The organism is Streptomyces sp. PsTaAH-137, assembly GCF_003259365.1.
GTDB lineage: Bacteria > Actinomycetota > Actinomycetes > Streptomycetales > Streptomycetaceae > Streptomyces.
Map to the genome: position 1 here is coordinate 88,998 of NZ_QLLY01000005.1, position 16,544 is coordinate 105,541.

Annotated in this window: 15 protein-coding genes; 4 read left to right on the plus strand and 11 right to left on the minus strand. The window is 72.9% G+C overall.

The features are described from left to right. The first annotated feature begins 82 nt into the window (after positions 1 to 82). From K377_RS12260 to K377_RS12270, 3 genes are all read left to right on the plus strand, one after another. On the plus strand, positions 83 to 1,231 hold the full coding sequence (locus tag K377_RS12260; RefSeq protein ID WP_111663313.1) for an ROK family transcriptional regulator: 1,149 nt from the start codon (positions 83 to 85) through the stop codon (positions 1,229 to 1,231). A gap of 97 nt (positions 1,232 to 1,328) precedes the next feature. Next, positions 1,329 to 2,021, plus strand: coding sequence for a DUF899 family protein (locus K377_RS12265; RefSeq protein ID WP_111663314.1), 693 nt, complete (start codon positions 1,329 to 1,331; stop codon positions 2,019 to 2,021). Between the two features lie 190 nt (positions 2,022 to 2,211). Then, on the plus strand, positions 2,212 to 2,559 hold the full coding sequence (locus K377_RS12270; protein WP_161195177.1) for an STAS domain-containing protein: 348 nt from the start codon (positions 2,212 to 2,214) through the stop codon (positions 2,557 to 2,559). A gap of 7 nt (positions 2,560 to 2,566) precedes the next feature. On the opposite strand, the gene K377_RS12275 is transcribed toward K377_RS12270, so the two are convergent. Together K377_RS12275 and K377_RS12280 are read right to left on the minus strand one after the other, a co-directional pair. After that, positions 2,567 to 3,217 (minus strand): DUF6226 family protein, encoded by a 651-nt coding sequence (locus tag K377_RS12275; RefSeq protein WP_111663316.1) that lies wholly within the window; start codon positions 3,215 to 3,217, stop codon positions 2,567 to 2,569. Between the two features lie 93 nt (positions 3,218 to 3,310). After that, entirely contained in the window at positions 3,311 to 4,825 is a 1,515-nt protein-coding gene (locus K377_RS12280; protein ID WP_111663317.1) for an alpha/beta hydrolase, read from the minus strand. Positions 4,826 to 4,920: 95 nt separating this feature from the next. On the opposite strand from K377_RS12280, the gene K377_RS12285 reads away from it, so the two are divergent. Beyond that, a complete protein-coding gene (locus tag K377_RS12285) occupies positions 4,921 to 5,865 on the plus strand; it encodes a MerR family transcriptional regulator (RefSeq protein ID WP_111663318.1) in 945 nt (314 codons plus the stop codon). 18 nt (positions 5,866 to 5,883) lie between these two features. On the opposite strand, the gene K377_RS12290 is transcribed toward K377_RS12285, so the two are convergent. The 9 genes from K377_RS12290 to K377_RS12330 form a co-directional block, all read right to left on the minus strand. Beyond that, the gene (locus tag K377_RS12290) at positions 5,884 to 7,533 is read right to left on the minus strand and encodes a thiamine pyrophosphate-binding protein (RefSeq protein WP_111663319.1); all 1,650 of its coding nucleotides are present in this window, start codon (positions 7,531 to 7,533) and stop codon (positions 5,884 to 5,886) included. Further along, a complete protein-coding gene (locus K377_RS12295) occupies positions 7,530 to 8,366 on the minus strand; it encodes a cyclase family protein (protein ID WP_111663320.1) in 837 nt (278 codons plus the stop codon). The genes K377_RS12290 and K377_RS12295 overlap by 4 nt, the downstream gene beginning before the upstream one ends. Before the next feature lie 43 nt (positions 8,367 to 8,409). Beyond that, a complete protein-coding gene (locus K377_RS12300) occupies positions 8,410 to 9,123 on the minus strand; it encodes a hypothetical protein (protein WP_111663321.1) in 714 nt (237 codons plus the stop codon). A 199-nt stretch (positions 9,124 to 9,322) separates the two neighbouring features. Further along, positions 9,323 to 10,537 carry an amidohydrolase gene (locus tag K377_RS12305; protein WP_111663322.1) on the minus strand — a complete coding sequence of 405 codons (1,215 nt, stop codon included), beginning with the start codon at positions 10,535 to 10,537 and terminating at the stop codon, positions 9,323 to 9,325. A 47-nt stretch (positions 10,538 to 10,584) separates the two neighbouring features. Next, complete coding sequence (locus K377_RS12310) at positions 10,585 to 11,598, minus strand: ABC transporter ATP-binding protein (protein WP_111663323.1); 1,014 nt, start codon at positions 11,596 to 11,598, stop codon at positions 10,585 to 10,587. Further along, complete coding sequence (locus tag K377_RS12315) at positions 11,595 to 12,614, minus strand: ABC transporter ATP-binding protein (RefSeq protein ID WP_111663324.1); 1,020 nt, start codon at positions 12,612 to 12,614, stop codon at positions 11,595 to 11,597. Before K377_RS12315 ends, K377_RS12310 begins: the two co-directional genes overlap by 4 nt. Beyond that, the gene (locus K377_RS12320) at positions 12,614 to 13,615 is read right to left on the minus strand and encodes an ABC transporter permease (protein ID WP_202455903.1); all 1,002 of its coding nucleotides are present in this window, start codon (positions 13,613 to 13,615) and stop codon (positions 12,614 to 12,616) included. Before K377_RS12320 ends, K377_RS12315 begins: the two co-directional genes overlap by 1 nt. Positions 13,616 to 13,617: 2 nt before the next feature. After that, positions 13,618 to 15,354, minus strand: a complete 1,737-nt coding sequence (locus K377_RS12325) for an ABC transporter substrate-binding protein (RefSeq protein ID WP_111663326.1) — start codon at positions 15,352 to 15,354, stop codon at positions 13,618 to 13,620. A gap of 27 nt (positions 15,355 to 15,381) precedes the next feature. After that, positions 15,382 to 16,419 (minus strand): ABC transporter permease, encoded by a 1,038-nt coding sequence (locus K377_RS12330; protein WP_111663327.1) that lies wholly within the window; start codon positions 16,417 to 16,419, stop codon positions 15,382 to 15,384. Positions 16,420 to 16,544: the final 125 nt, after the last annotated feature.

Here is a 16,544-nt window from a genome sequence, read left to right on the forward strand (position 1 = left end):
CCTCTGGTGGCTTTCGCAGCGAAAGGCTAAGGTCGCCTCTCTGTCGGCCAGTTGACGGCAGCCGAAGGGAGGAGTCCGGCCCATGACGTGGTCCCCGCTCACCGGTTCCGAGCGTGATGTGGCGCTCGCGGTGCTGCTCGACGGCCCGTTGCCGCGCAGCGAACTCGCGCGCCGGCTGCGGCTGTCCGCGGGCAGTCTGACCCGGCTGACGAAACCGCTGCTCGCCTCCGGCCTGGTGGTGGAGATGCCGGTCGAGCACGACCCGGAGTCGGGGCGGCCGACGCGGCCGCTCGACATCCGGCCGGCCGCGCACCACTTCCTCGGGGTGAAACTCACCGCGGACACGGCCTACGGGGTGGTCACCTCGATGCGCGCGGAGATCCTGGCGCACGGGCGGCGCCCCCTGCCGGACCGCGACCCTGGGTCCGTCGTCGCCGCGGTGGCGGAGCTGGCGCGGACACTCGGAGCGGGGCACGGCGGCCGGTGGACCGCGGCGGGCGTCAGCCTGGGCGGCCGGGTGACGGAGCACGCGACGGTGAGCAGCGCCCGCTACCTCGGCTGGCGGGACGTCGCGCTGGGCCCGGCGTGCGCGGCGGCCCTGGACTGCCCGGTCGTCGTCGACAACGACCTGCTGTCGCTCACCCGCGCCGAGCAGTGGTTCGGCGCGGGCAAGGGGTACGACGACTTCGCCCTGCTGACCGTCGGCGAGGGGATCGGTTACGGCCTGGTCGCGCACGGCCGGATGCGGTCGGGGCCGGACGCCTCCATCGGCGTGCTCGGCCATCACCCGCTGGACCCGCTGGGCCCGCTCTGCCCCGAGGGTCATCAGGGCTGCGCCGAGGCCATGCTGACGATCCCCGCGATCCGTCACCGGGTCTCGCTCGGCCTGGGCCGCGACGTCGACTACGACACGTGCCTCGATCTCGCCGCGGCGGGCGACCCGGTCGCGGCCCGCGCGGTCGGCGACGCGGCGGCGGCACTCGGCCGGCTCACCGCGGCCGTCGGGAACATGACGCTGACCGACCGGATCGTCCTCAGCGGCGACGGCATCCGCCTCGCCGACGTCGGCCGCCCGCATTTCGACGCTGCACTGCGCCGAGACCGCAGCCCGCACGCGAGCCCGCTCGACGTCGTCGTCCGGCGCACGGACTTCACCGACTGGGCACGCGGCGCCGCCGCCACCGCGATCCAGACGTACGCCCTGGGGGTCCCGGCCGGCCACACCCCGTAGCGCACGGGTCCGGCAGCCTCCGACCTGCGCACCGATGAGTTCCGGGGTGTCCTGGAGTCATCACCGGTAGACAGTTCCGCTCACGCCCGGAGGCACCATGTCCAGTACCGAGCACGCCCTGCCGCCCGTCGTCGACGCCGCCACCTGGGAGAAGGAGCTGGCGGCGCTGCGGGTGCGGGAGAAGGCGGCCACCCGCGAACTCGACGCGATCGCCGCGCAGCGCCGCCGGCTGCCGATGGTCGAGATGCCGGACTACGTCCTGGAGGGCGCGGACGGTCCGGTGCGGCTCGCCGAGATCTTCGGCGAGCATCCGCAGCTCATCGTCTACAACCACATGTGGCACGAGGGCGCCGAGTGGCAGTGCGGCGGCTGCACCGGGTTCACCTCCCAGTTCACCCGGCTCCTCGGCCTGGAGAAGTTCGACGCCCGCTTCGTGATCGTCACGCAGGGCCCGATCGACGAGGCGCTCGCGTATCGGCGCAAGGTCGGGAACAGGATGGACTGGTACTCCACCGCCGACAGCTCCTTCGGCGCCGACGTGGGCGCCCCGCCGAACGGCGGCTTCGCGGTGAACGTGTTCCTGCGCGACGGCGACACCGTGTACCGGACCTGGCACACGGACGGCCGCGGCACCGAGCAGCTCAGCCATCTGTTCCCGCTGGTGGACGTCCTGCCGTACGGGCGTCAGGAGGTCTGGCAGGACTCTCCCGACGGGTGGCCCCAGGGGCCGACGTACAGCCGCTGGGCCGGCTCGCAGGAGATCGCCGCCGCCTACGGCGCACAGGACTGACCTGCCCGACACCGGAGTCGAACAGATTCGGCGTGACCGATCGCCCGTACGGGTCGTTGGCATGTCATGGGCCCGAACTGTGTCCCGCGGGGCGGCAGTCGGGCCCACCGGTGCTTCTATGGGACGTGCCGAAAAGAACATGCCGGGGGCAGTTCCCTCACTGCTCCCACGGACACCAGGGGGCGCCGAGGTGAACGCGACCACTCCGCCGTCGCTCGTGATCGATGTCGTCGACACGGGCGACACCGTACTGTTCCGCGTCCGCGGCGAACTCGACTTACGCACCGGCCCCCGGCTCGACCGGGCGCTGACGCCGTTCCACGCGCGCTGCTGCGAACTCGATCTGGCCGAGGTGCCGTTCACCGACTCGACCGGGGTGAACCTCCTGGTCCGCAACCACCGGAACGCCGCGCGCGCCGGCGGCAGTCTGCGGATCGTGTCCGTCACGCGGCCGGTCCTTCGCGTCCTGCGGCTGACCGGGACGGCCGCCATCCTGCTGGCCGGGGACGGCCCTCCCGAGGAGCCGGGCGTCTGCTGAGGTCGCCTCAGCCCCACGCCGGTCCGCTCACCACCTGGTGGGGCGAGCGTCCGGCCCGGGCCGCGTCCAGGGCCGCCTCGGGCGACTCGGCGAACGCGGGCCAGTTGCCGGCCGACCGACGTTCGCCGGTGTCGACGATCACCTGGCCCGGTCCGGCGTCGATGTGCGCGAAGGTGCCGGTGACCACGGCGACGACCGCGTCGTCGAGCAGTTCGAGGATGCCTTCCGAGCCGTCGTCGCACGCGTCGCAGCCGCAGTCCGGGACCTGCTCCACCGGCACCGCGGGCGCACCCGCCCCGACCGCGACCACGGTGCGCGGCACGTCGTCGACGGCGCCGAAGCCGAAGACCAGGGGAACGGCGTCCGCCCGGACCGGCCGCAGCAGGACGGACTCGCTCATCGGCAGCTCGGGGGTGCGCCGCCACAGCCCCGCCGGGTCGCCGACCGGTTCCGCCGTCGCCAGGCCGAGCCCGCACAGCACCCGCGTCCAGGCGTCGGCGCGGGCGGCGAGGATGCGGTACTTGCCGGGGTCGAGGCAGCGCGAGTACTCCTCGTCGAGCGGGGCCCGGCCGGGATGCGGGTCGGCCCAGGCGGGGGTGCCGGCGCCGGTGTCGGCGAACGCCTCGTCGACGGCGGCGCGCAGTGCGTGCTGATCCATGCCCGCACCCTAAAGGGTGTTGCAGAAGGCTCAGGGCGGGGCATTTTGTCTGTATGGGCGGGGTGTTGCGGCCTGAGCCTTCTGCAACACCCTTTAGTGCGGCGCGGTGAGCCGCCCGAGGACGCGCCGCATCGCCTCCCGCACCGCGTCCCGGGCGCTGTCGGAGTGGTCGAGCCCCTCGAATCCGTGCGGCGCGTCCGGTACGTCGACGACCTCGACCGGCGCGCCGCCCTCCTCGGCCGCCGCGAGGAACTCGGCGACGGTCGCGGCGATCGCGGACGTCTCCCGGCCGGCCCGGACGAGGACGAACGGCGGTGTGCCGCCCCGCGCCACCACCTCGGCCGGCCGGAACCGGGCGTCGTTCACGCCCCAGCCCGGCAGCGGAGCCATGATCGGGTAGTTGGCGGCCAGGCAGCGCAGCCACGGCGGTCGCGCACCGAGCCAGGGCGCGGTCAGCGGGCCGCTGCCCGAGAGGAACCACAGGGCGATCCGGTCCGCGTCCACCCGCGGATCAGCCCGCACCTCGGCGACCGCGGCCTCCAGGTCCGCCGCTGCCGTCGGATAGGCGGTCACCGCGTGCAGCCGGTGGTCGAGCGTCACGCCGACCACTCCCTCGTCGGCGGCGTAGCGGGCGTACCCGACGAGGGTCGGCCAGTCGCGCGGCGTCGGCTCCGCGCCCTCGGGCACCGGCCCGCCGTGCACGAACACGATCGCGGGCCGCGGCGTCTCCCCGGCGCCTTCGGGGACGTACAGGTCGATGCTGCCGCGCCGCTCGCGGGGCCGCTCGGTGACGTCCAGGAGGAAGGGCTTGAGGTAACCCGCCGTCGGCGTGCACGCGTCGGTGGTGTCCACGAGGCTCTCCCCCTCCCCGGCGGCCGCGGCGAGCAGCACCTCGGCGAGCCGGTCGGGGCAGGACAGCATCGGCCAGTGTCCGGTGGGCAGTTCGAAGAAGGTGGTCCCGGTCGTGGCCAGGGCCTTCATCATGGGGTCGCCGAAGCTCAGCAGCATGCGGACGGTCGCGAGGGTCGCGCCGCTCTCCGCGCACAGCACTCCGGTGGTCGGCGGCAGCTCCGCGCCGGTCAGCCGGAGCGGCCGCAGCAGGGTGCCGAGGGGCTGCGGCGCGGCGAGGTCGGCGAGCCGGTCGAGGGCCGCTTCGGGCACGCCGGCGGTGCTCCCCCAGCGTGGCCACGCGTCCCGCGCGGGCGGGTCGAGCACCCCGTCGGTGTCCCCGGCGGCGGCCAGCCGCTCGCGCAGCTCCTGGTCGGGCAGGCCGGCCAGCGCGGGTACGCCGTCGCGCACCGGGGCCGTGTCCACGTACACGATCCTGGCGACGCGTCCCGGTCGCCGGTCCGCGGCGCCGACCGCGGGATGCACGCCGTAGTCGTGGCCGACGAGCACGATCTCCGGGCCGTCGCCCTCGGTGGCCGCGTCGATCGCGTCGACGGTCTCGACGACCAGGGCGACGTCCGCCGCCACGTCGGTGCCCGCCCGCCGTCCCGGCAGGTCCACGAGGTGCGCCCGCGCGCCCTCGGCCTCCAGTCGCGCGGCCGTCTCCCGCCACACGTGCGGCCCGGTGAACAGCCCTGGTACCAGCACGAATTCCGTCATTCCGCACGCTCCTCGGACCTGTCGTCCTCGCGGTCCGGTCCGTCGCCGGGCCGCGTTCGCGGGTACGTTAGGAACTCCCCCAGAGGGAGGTTCAAGTGACGCCGGGTTCCGGTTCCGACGGCCTGTGGAGCATCGGTGAGCTCGCCGAGCACGCGGGCACCACGGTGAAGACGGTCCGCTTCTACTCCGACAGCGGGCTGCTGCCGGAGCGTGCCCGCAGTGCGGGCGGACACCGCCGGTACGCGCCGGACGCGCTGGACCGGCTGCGGCTCATCCGCTCGCTGCGCGGGCTCGGCCTGCCGGTCCCCGAGGTGCGCCGCATCGTCGACGAACGGGCTGGTGCGCAGGGCGTGTTGGAGGACGCCGTCGCGGAACAGCTGCGCACGCTCGGCTCACGGCTCAGCGCGCTGCGCTGGCAGGAGGCCGCACTGCATCTGGTGCGCTCCTCTCCGCCGGAGGAGCGCGCGGACCGGCTGCGGCTCGTCGGCGCGCTGGGCACGCCGCCCAGCACGGACCCGCTGGCCAGGTTCTGGCGCGCGTGGCTGCCGCCGCGGATGCCGGCCGCGTCCCGGACCGCCTTTCTGGAGGCGGCCGTTCCGCAGCCGCCCGACGCACCGGTCCCGGCGCAGGTCCTCGCGTTCGCCCGGCTGTGCGCCCTGGTGTCCCGCCCCTGCGGCGGCACCGCTCCCACCCAGCCCGCCGCCCACCGCTCGGCGGGCGCCCGGGAATCCGCGCTGCTCTACGCCGGTCTTGCCGAGGCCTACGACCTCGCGGCCCGACCGATGCGGGCGGGCGCCGGGCCCGCCGCGGGTGAGGCGCTTGACTGCTTCGTGGCGACGTACGCGCGCGTGGCGGGCTGCCGCGACACCCCGGACTTCCGCCGCGGGCTCGCTCCGCGACTCGCGGCCGATCCCCGGCTCGACGACTACTGGGAGCTCGTGGCCCAGCTGACCACCGTGCCGGGCGGCGCCCCGGAGCCGACGCCGGGCAGCGCCCACGACTGGCTCCTCGCGGCGCTGGAGGGGCAGTTGGCGGCCTGAGGTCCCGCACCGCCGATGTCAGTGCCCGCGGAACGCCTCCTCCAGCCACCACGAGCCGTGCTCACGGACCACCTTCGCGTCGATGAGCAGCGGTGCGGTCCGCGGCCCCGCCAGCCAGTCGGCCACGGCCTTCAGGTCGGCCGGGGCGCGGACGGTCACCGCCTCGAAGCCGTAGCCGCGCGCGACGGCGGCGATGTCGGTGGGCGGGAACTCGACGGTGGAGAGCGGGAATCCGTGCGGGCCGAAGTGGTGCACCTCGGCGCCGTACGCGTCGTCGTTGTAGACGACGACCACCAGGGGCAGGCCGAGGCGGCGCACCGTGTCGAGTTCGACGGCACTCATCAGGGCGCCGCCGTCGCCGAGCGCGGCCACCGGGAGCCGGTCGGGGCGGGCCAGGGCGGCGCCGACGGTGGTGGCGAGGCCGAGCCCGATGGACTGGAACGCCTGGGTGAAGCACAGGCCCTGTTCGTCGGGGACGGACAGGTACATGGTCGGGTGGCCCATGAAGTTGCCGGAGTCGACGCCGATCACGCGCTCGGCGGGGAGCAGGTCGTCGAGGGCGATGCTGAGGGTGCGCGGGTCGATGCGGTCCCGGGTGGACTCATCCTCGTACGGGATGTCGCGCCAGCGGAGCCGGGTGGCGAGGGCGTCGCCGGTGGCCGGGGTGCGGTAGCCGGTGCGGGTCTCGTCGCCGAGCGCGGTCCTGACGGCATCGGCGGTCAGGCGGACGTCGCCGGTGATGCCGAGGTGGACGGGGCGCTGTCCGCCGAGCGCGTCCGGTTCGTCGTCGACCTGGACGAGGGCGGCGTCGGGGCCGATGAGGCGGCCGTGGCGGGTGGTCCACATGGTCAGGGAGCAGCCCCAGGCGACGATCGCGTCGGCACCCTCGATGAGTTCGGCGGCGAGCGGCGCGGCGAAGCCGCCGGAGACGTCGAGCGACCACGGGTTGCCGACGAAGAGGCCGCGGGCCACCGCAGAGGTGGCGAGCAGCGCGCCGCGGCGTTCGGCGAGCAGTTCGAGCGCTTCCCGGCCGCCGGGGCCGCGCGCGCCACGTCCGGCGATGAACACCGGGCGTTCGGCGCGTGCGAGGACGTCGGCGAGGGCGGCGATGTCGTCGGTGGCGGGTGCGACGGCGGCGCGCGGCTCCGGCGGGGCGACGGCGGCCAGGGCCGTCTCCGCGTCCGGGACGTCCTGGGTCTGGACGTCGAGCGGCAGGTTGAGCACGACGGTCCGCCGTTCCTGCACGGCGAGGCGCACGGCGGCGCGGGTCTGTGCGACGGCGTCGGCGGCCGCGGTGACGCGGGCGCTGTGCGCGCCGAGCGCCTCGGCCAGCGCGGTCTGGTCGACGGCGAAGTTGGAGCGCGGCTGGGAGGCCTCCGCCGCGACGACGATCAGGGGGGTGCGGCTCTTGGCCGCCTCGCCGATGCCGGTGAGGGCGTTGGTGAGCCCGCAGCCCTGGTGGACGCTGAGCGCCGCCACGGATCCGCTCACCCGGGCGTACGCGTCGGCCATGGTGGCGGCGCCGCCCTCGTGCCGGGTGGCGACGAACCGGGCGCCGGCCGCCGCCATGGCGTTGGTGACGTGGAAGTTGCCGGAGCCGACGACGCCGAAGACCTGCCCGACTCCGGCGGCGACGAGGGCCCGGCCGACCGCCTCGGCGACGTTCACGACGGCTGCCCCGGCCGCTCGACGAGGGCGAGGACCCGGGCGGGCGCCCCGGAGCCGGAGACGATGGGCAGCGGTCCGGCGATCACCACGGCGCCGGTGGGCGGCAGTTCGGCCAGGTTCTGGAGCTGCGTGAGCCCGTACTTGCCGCTGCCCATGAGGTACGAGTGGCAGGGGAACGCGGGGTCGAAGCCGTGCGCCCGCCCGGCGTCGGTGCCCACGGTCTCGACGCCGAGCCCGAGCACCGGCGTCCGTTCGGCGACCCAGCGGGCGCACTCCACGGAGAGGCCCGGGGTGTGGGGGCCGGTCTCGTCGGCGTTCAGGAAGGTGTCCTGCGCGGCCGACCTGCTGCTCCATCCGGTCCGCACGAGCAGCCAGCCGCCGTCGGGCAGCGGCCCGTACCGGTCCTGCCAGGCTTCGATGTGGGCGATCTCGACGAGGAAGTCCGGGTCCTTGGCGACCTCGTCGGTGACGTCGAGGACCGCCGCGGGCGCGACGAGCTGCCGGGCCGGGACGGAGGCGATGTCGGCGAGGTCCCGGCCGGTGACCCAGTGGTTGGGGGCGTCGAAGTGGGTGCCGGTGTGCTCGCCGGAACGGAAGTTGTTCCAGTACCAGGCGGGCCCGCGGTCGTCGTAGCGGCTGATCTCCTCCAGCTCGAACACGGCCGTCTGCCCGAACTCGGGCGGCAGTTCCAGCACAGGTGTGGTGGGCGACAACAGCGCGGTGAGATCGACGACTTCGATGGTGCCGCCCCGCAACGCGCCGACCAGAGCGGCGAGTACGGACGGTGACGTGGACTGCGACGCTGCGGCGGCCGCCGCCGTGGGCTCGGACATGCCTGCATCCTGAAGGCATCGGCGGGGCCGCACAACCGTCCGGTCAGTGGGCGTCGACGAGCTGGTACAGGTAGATGAGCCGGCTGTTGTCGTCGGGCATCGCGTTCACGTCGTCGGAGGGGGCGTCGATGCGGAACCAGAACTCGGGGGCCTTGGCGCCCTTGAGTTCACCCTTGTCCTGCATCCGCGCGAGCTCGTCGAGGAACGGGCTCGCGGCCGGCGTCCTCGTGCCCATCCGGCTCGCGATCCGGCCGCCGACGACCGTCTTGAGGTGGTTCGTGTCGACGAGCACGTCCGTCGCGGCGCCGGTCGCGCTGGAGGGCACGAAGCGGGGCTTCGCACCGTCGCAGTCGTAGTGGCCGAGGACGAGGCCGACGAGCGTGGGGCTCTCGCCGCCGAAGCTGACCGACTCGATCTTCGCGTACGGGCCCTGGCCGTCGTGGTCGCAGACCGAGCCGGTCGGCGGGGTCTGCCGGTGCGCGTACTTCCATCCGGCCGGACTCGCCGCGCGGGGCGTGGTGGTGCTCGCGGTGGGCTCGGCCGCCGGGGTGGAGGCGCTCTTCGAGGGGGACGGGCTCGCTGCGCTCGGGCTCGCCGGGGCGTTCGTGGCGGGGCTCTCGGTGTGGGCGGTCTTGGGGTCGGCGCTGCTCTGGTCGCAGGCGGTCAGGGTCAGGGCCGCCGCGACGGCGGCGCCCAGGGCGCAGGCCCGCAGGCCGGGGCGCGGTGTTCTCCGGGTGCTCTGGCGGTTCACACGCATGATCGGTTCCCCCGTTGTCGTGCGCACGTCCTGACGTGCGCGGTCGTTGTGCCGGTGCCGGGGGAAGGGTGCCCGTGGAGCGGTTCGCTCCACACACACCGTGCCGGAACGTTACGCGTCGTTACACATTACGGACATAGGCGTACGCGACGGGCCGCCGCCCACGAAGGACGGCGGCCCGCGTCGCGGCGCGAGGAGATCAGCCGGCGTCGACCAGTTCGAGGCCGTCCGCGACGACCCGTCCGTCGTGCAGGACGGTGCGGTCGGTGCCGCGGTCCATGACGGCGCTGCTGGGCGTCTCGCCGTCGACGAGCAGCAGGTCGGCACGGTCGCCCACGGCGAGTCCCGGCCGGTCGGCGACCCCGGTGAGCCGGGGCACGTCGTGGCTCATGATGGCGGCGCCGCCCATGCTCGCCACCGCCAGGCACATCTCGATGTGCTCGTCGCGGCGGAAGTTGTTGGTGAAGGCGAGCTGCCAGGTGCGGTCGAGCAGATCGCAGTTGCCGTACGGGCTCCAGTAGTCGCGCTGCCCGTCCTCGCCGAGGCCGACGCGGACGCCCGCCTCGGTGAGCGCGACGAGGGAGAGCTGGTTGCGGGCGGCCGGGGCGACGGTCGCCATGGCGATGTCCAGCTCGGCGAACTCCTCGATGAGCCGGCGGCTGGTCGCCTCGTTCACGGAACCGAGCTCGTAGGCGTGCGACATGGTGACCTTGCCCTGCATGCCGAGCGCGCGGACCCGCTCCAGGATCAGGTCGGTGGAGAACACGCCGAGGTCGCCGGGCTCGTGCAGGTGGATGTCGACCTCGACGCCGTACTTCTCGGCGAGCCCGAAGACCACGTCGAGGTGGCCCTTGGGGTCGCGGTCCAGGGTGCAGGGGTCGATGCCGCCCATCACGTCGGCGCCCGCCTTGAGCGAGGCCTCCAGGTAGTCGGCGGTGCCGGGCTCCAGCAGGATGCCGGCCTGCGGGAACGTCATGATCTGGACGTCGGCGAGATGCCCGTACTTCTCCTTGGCGGCGACGACCGCCTCGAACTTCTCCAGCTTGCAGTCGACGTCGACCTGCGCGTACGTGCGCACCCGCGTCGTACCGCGGGCGATCATGCGCTCCAGGGTGCCGGCGACCCGCTCGGGCAGGGCGATCTCGGCGTCGCGCCAGTTCTCGCGGTCGTTCATCATCATCGTCCAGACGCCGGGCCCGCCGGTGTGCGGGCGGAACGGCAGGCCGATGCGGGTGGAGTCCAGGTGGACGTGGACGTCGCTGAAGGACGGCAGGAGCAGCCGGCCGCGGCCCTCGACGGCGTCCGCGGCGGGCGCGGCCGCCGGGTCGTGCGGGCGGATGGCGGTGATGCGGGTGCCGTCGACGGTCACGTCGCTGCGCTCGCCGCCCCAGGGGCGGACGTCACGGATGAGCATGTGGTGCAACTTCCTTACTTCGGTGATGCGTTGGCGGGTCGGAAGGCTCAGTGGGCCGCTACGGCCCGGTCGGCGAAGTGGCAGGCGGGCCCTTCGTCGTCCGGCACGGGCGGGATCTCCCCGGCGCAGCGCGCCTGCTCGGCCTCGCCGAGGGTGGGGCGCAGCGGGCACCGGGTGCGGAACACGCAGCCGGACGGGGGGTTCGCCGGGGTGGGCAGGTCGCCGGTGAGCCGGATCCTGCGGCCCCGGTCGGCGTCCGGGTCGGGCTGCGGGACGGCGGAGAGCAGGGCGCGGGTGTAGGGGTGGCGGGGGTGGTCGAAGACGTCCCGGGTGGCCCCGCTCTCCATGACCTTGCCGAGGTACATGACGGCGACGCGGTCGGCGAAGTGCCGTACGACGGACAGGTCGTGGGCGATGAAGAGGTACGCGACGCCGGTGTCGGCCTGGATGTCCTGGAGGAGGTTGACGACCTGCGCCTGGACGGAGACGTCGAGGGCCGAGACCGGCTCGTCGCAGATGATCAGGCGGGGTTCGAGGGCGAGCGCGCGGGCGATGCCGACGCGCTGCTTCTGGCCGCCGGAGAACTCGTGCGGGAAGCGGTTGTAGTGGTCGGGGCGCAGGCCCACCCGGTCCATCAGTTCCCGTACGCGGGTCTTGACGCCGCCGGGCGGTTCGATGCCCTGGGCGTGCAGCGGCGCGGCGATCGCGGCACCGACGGTCTGCCGGGGGTTGAGGGAGGAGGCCGGGTTCTGGAAGACCATCTGCACCTGCCGGCGGTACTCCTGCGCCTCGGCGCGGTTCAGCGAGCCGACGTCGCGGCCGTCGAGCAGGACGGTGCCGGAGGTCGGTTCGAGCAGGCGCATCAGCAGCCGGCCGGTGGTGGACTTGCCGCAGCCCGACTCGCCGACGATGCCGAGGGTCTGCCCGGCGCCCACGGAGAAGCTGACGCCGTCGACGGCCTTGACCGGGGCGCCTCCTCGGCCGAGGAGGCCGCCGCGGCCCCGGAAGTGCTTGGTGAGGCCGCGCGCCTCCAGGAGCGGCGGCTGCTCGGTGGTGGTCATCGCACGGCCTCCGCGGTGTCGGTGAGGGTCTCCAGGTGGCACCGGGAGGGGTGGTCGGCGGTGCCGACGGTGCGGAACTCCGGGCGTTCGCCGTGGCAGCGTCCGTCGGGCACGCGGTGGGTCTGCGGGCAGCGGTCGGCGAAGAGGCAGCCGTCCGGCAGGGCGAGGAGCGACGGCGGGAAGCCCGGGATGGGGCGCAGCCGTTCGCCGTCGTCGCCGAGCGTGGGCATGGAGGCGAGCAGGCCCTGGGTGTAGGGGTGGCGCGGGTCGCGGAAGAGTTCGCGGACGCTGCCCCGCTCCACGCACTGGCCGCCGTACATGACGGCGACGTGGTGGCAGACCTCGGCGACGACGCCGAGGTCGTGGGTGACGAGGACGACGGCGGTACCGGTCTCCTGCTGGAGTTCGCCGAGCAGGTCGAGGATCTGCGCCTGGACGGTGACGTCGAGGGCGGTGGTCGGCTCGTCGGCGATGAGCAGTTCGGGTTCGCAGACCAGGGCCATGGCGATCATGGCGCGCTGGCGCATGCCGCCGGAGAACTCGTGCGGGAAGGCGCGGGCCCGCCGCCTGGGGTCGGGGATGCCGACGCGGCCCAGCATGTCGACGGCGACGTCGAACGCGGCCTTCCGCGTTACCTGGTTGTGGACCCGGTACGCCTCGGCGATCTGGGCGCCGACGGTGTGGAAGGGGTGCATCGCGGAGAGCGGGTCCTGAAAGATCATGGCGATCTTCTTGCCGCGCCAGGCCCGCATCCGTTCCTCGGAGAGGGAGTTGAGGTCGGTGCCGTCGAGCAGGATCTCGCCGGTGACCTCGGCGCGGGTCTCCTTGAGCAGGCCCATCAGCGCCTGGCTGGTGACGGTCTTGCCGGAGCCGGACTCGCCGACGATGCCGAGGGTCTCGCCGCGGTTCAGGGTGAGGTCCATGCCGTTGACGGCGTGCACGAGGCCGTCGTCGGTGGGGAAGGTGACGTGCAGGTCCCGTATGCGCAGCAGGGGCTGGTCGGTGGCGGTGGTCATCAGGCGGCCCTCACTCGCGGGTCGATGACGGCGTAGACGGCGTCGACGACGACGTTGGCGACGATGATGAAGAAGGCGGCGAGCAGGGTGATCGCCATGGTGACGGGCAGATCGCCGGCCTGCGCGGCGCGGACGGCGGTGAAGCCGACGCCGGGGACGGAGAAGATCTGCTCGGTGAGGACGGCGCCGCCGAGCAGCAGCCCGATGTCGAGGCCGAGCATGGTGACGACGGGGGTGAGTCCGGCGCGGGCGCCGTGCCGGACGACCATCACGGCCTTGGACAGGCCCTTGGCGCGGGCGGTGCGCATGAAGTCCTCGCCGAACGTCTCCAGCATGGAGCTGCGGGTGACGCGGATGTACTGGGCGCTGAACAGCACGGCGAGCGCGACCCAGGGCAGCAGGTAGTTCTGGAACCAGCCGCCGAACCCGGCCGGTCCGAACGGCGACGTGATGGCGTTGGTGGTGAACGGCAGCAGGTCGAACGTCGAGACGAAGACCAGGAGCAGGAGCAGCCCGGTGACGGGGATCGGCAGCGAGACGCCGATGGAGGCGCCGCCCACGATCAGCTTGTCGGTGAGCTTGTTCTTGCGGAGCGCGGCGAGCGTGCCGAGGGTGACGCCGACGACCGTCCAGAGCACGATCGCGCCGACGGCGACGGACACCGTGTACGGCAGGGCGCGTTCCAGCACGGCGGTGACGTTCTCGTTGGTCTGGAACGACTTGCCGAAGCAGGGCCATTCGCACAGCGTCTGCGCACCGGCGGCACCGACCGTCCGCCCGTGGAAGAGGCCGGACATGTAGGTCAGGTACTGGGTGAGGAACGGCTTGTCCATGCCGAGGGCGACGCGCGCCTCGGCCACGCGCTGGGGCGTGCACTCCTGTCCGCAGGCGGCGGCCGCCGGGTCGGCGGGCCCGAACTGGAAGAGGGTGAAGGTGACGAAGCTGATGACGATCAGCAGGACGACGGTGGCGCCGAGACGCCGGAGCAGAAAGGCGGCCATGGTCACCCCTTCCTGGACACGACCGAGACGGTCGAGAGGTCGATGGAGCCGAAGAAGTAACCGACTTGCGCGTTGCGGATGTCGGATCCCACGACGCTGCGGGTGACGTTCCTGATCAGCGGGACGAGCGGGTAGTCCTGCATCCCGCGGTCGAAGAGCTTCGCCCACTTGCGGCCGAGCTCCTCGCTGGTGCCGTTCTCGCCGCGCAGTTCGTACATGGCGCGGGCGATCTCCGGGTCGTGGTAGCGGGGGATGTTGGAGAAGCCGAAGCTCTTGCCGTCGACGCTCGGGCCCAGGTTGGGGTCGATGGTGGTGCGCACCGAGCCGCTGTCGGCGCCGCCGCACCAGCCGCTGCGGGCGATGTCGGGCATGTGGGAGCCGGCGAGCGTCGTGTAGTAGTTCGCGGCCGGGATCGGGCGGAGTTCGAGGTCGATGCCGAGCTGCTTGAGGTTCTGCTGGAGCGAGGTGCCCATGTTCTTGTAGCGGGGCGTGGCGTCGGCGTACCCGTAGACGAGCTTCTTCGGAAAGTCCCGACCCTTGAGGAGCTTCTTCGCCGCCGCGAGCCGGGGCTGGCCCGCGGGGTCGAGTCCGGTGTGCTGGGTGACGTAACCGCGCTGGTCGGGATTGATGTACGACTGGGTGAGCTTGCCGAAGCGGGCGCCGCCGTACTGGAGTTGGATGGCCTTGCGGTCGATGGCGAGCGCGATGGCCTCGCGGACGACCGGGTCCTTGACGGACTCGGTGTTGAAGTCGAGGACGTCGGTGCAGCCGATCAGGCCGGACGCGGTGCGCCGCGCGACCCGCGGTTCGTCGAGCTTCGCCGCGTCGGACGCCTGGAGTCCGCCGGAGCTGTCGAGGGTGAGGGCGGTGGGGTCGGAGTCGGCGATCAGTTGCTGGCTGATGGTCGACTGCGCGGTGGAGAGGCTGAAGGTGAAGGTGTCCGGCAGGGCGGTGCGGTTCGGGTCGGTGGCCGGGTTCCAGTTCTTGTTCCGCACGAGCTTCATGGAGCGCCCGCGGTCGTAGGACGCGATCTTGTACGGCCCCGTGGACACCGGGTGGTTGGTGTAGTCGAGCTTGGTGTCCTTGGCCTTGGGCACGGGCGCGGTGTTGGAGCGGGAGACGAGAGCGGGGAACTCGGCGAAGGGCTGCTTCAGCTTGAAGACGACCGTACGGGCGTCGGGCGTCTCGATGCCCTTGAAGTCACCGGCGGAGCCCTTGGCGTACGGGCCCTTGTAACCGTCGTCGGAGAGCGCGGAGTTCAGCTCCTGCGGCGCCTGCGTGTACACGTCGCGGGCGTAGGTCCGCTCGACGCCGTACTTGACGTCCTTCGCGGTGATCGGTGAGCCGTCCTCGAACTTCAGCCCCTTCTTCAGGGTGTACGTCCAGGTGAGGCCGTCCTTGGAGACCTTGCCGAGGTCGGTGGCGAGGTCGGGCACGATCTTCGGGGGCTTGCCCGCCTCCTCCTTGGCCATGGTGAGGGTGCGGTAGTAGAGCTGGCCGACGTTGGCGGTCTGGACGTAGTTGCTGTTGCCCGGGTCGAGGGTCTGGAAGTCGGTGGACATCAGGACGTTGACGTTGCCGCCCCTGGTCGTGTCGTCCTCGCCGACCTTGACGGCCTCGAAGGCGTCGGCGGGGGCGTTGGAGCCCGAGCCGGGCGCGGGCTTCGGGCCGCCGCAGGCGGTGAGGGTCAGCCCGGCGCTCACCGTCACGGCGAGCACGGCCGCAGTGCGTCGATTCACTGGTGCTCCTGGGTTGCGTGGGCGGGGTCAGCCACGGGAGGACTTGGGGTCGAGGGCGTCGCGGACGGCGTCGCCGAGCAGGTTGAAGGCCAGTACCGTGAGGACGAGGGCGCCGGCGGGCACGGCGAGGAACCAGGGGTCGGTCAGGTACCAGTTGCCGGCCTGGGCGGCGTTGAGCATCTGTCCCCAGGAGGGGGTGGGGTCCTTGACGCCGACGCCGAGGAAGGAGAGGGCCGCCTCGGCGGTGATGTTGGTGGGGATCATCATCGTGGCGTAGACGAGGACGACGCCCATCACGTTGGGCACGATCTGCTTGACGATGATCGTGCGGTGCGAGGCGCCGTAGGAGCGGGCGGCCTCGACGAACTCCTGCTCGCGGATGGACAGCACCTGGCCGCGCACGACGCGGGCGAGATAGGCCCAGCCGAAGAAGCCGAGGATAATCACGAGCGAGGCGATCGGCAGCAGGCTGCCCTCCCCCAGCGCCGTGTCTCCGAGCCGGGACTGGAGGATCGGCGTCAGCGAGAGCACGAGCAGCAGGTGCGGGAAGGCCAGGAACAGGTCCATGATCCGGCTGATCACCATGTCGACCTTGCCGCCGAAGTAGCCGGCGGCGGCGCCCAGCAGCGTGCCGAGGACGACGGAGACGGCGGTGGCGAGCAGCGCGATGATCAGGGAGACCTGGGCGCCGTGCGCCATGCGGGCGAAGATGTCGCGGCCCAGTCCCGGTTCGACGCCGAGCCAGTGGTCGGCGGAGGGATACCGGTAGTAGGGCAGCGGAAGCCCCGGGGTCCCGTAGTCGTCGAGGACGTCCGGGCTGGTGCGGGTGGTGTACGGGTCCTGGCCCTCAAGGGCGCTGAGCAGCGGGGCCAGCGCCGCGAACGCGATCATGAGGACCACCACGGCGAGCGCGGCGAGGGCGATCCTGCTGCGCCGGATGCGCAGCCATGCGGTGCCGATCAGGGAGCGGGCGGCGACCGTCTGCGGCACCGAACTCGGCGCGGCAGCAGGGGAGTTGGGCACGCCGCCGGCGTCGGCGCCGGAAGGCGGCCGGGCGGGCAGCACAGGGGAATCCGTCACGTCGCGTGATCCATTCGGCGTTCGGGGGAAGGTTGGCGGGACGGTATACCAAGAAAGTGATGGCGCGAAAGGGGTGACCGGATTTTGGTATACCGATGAGCGCAATCGGG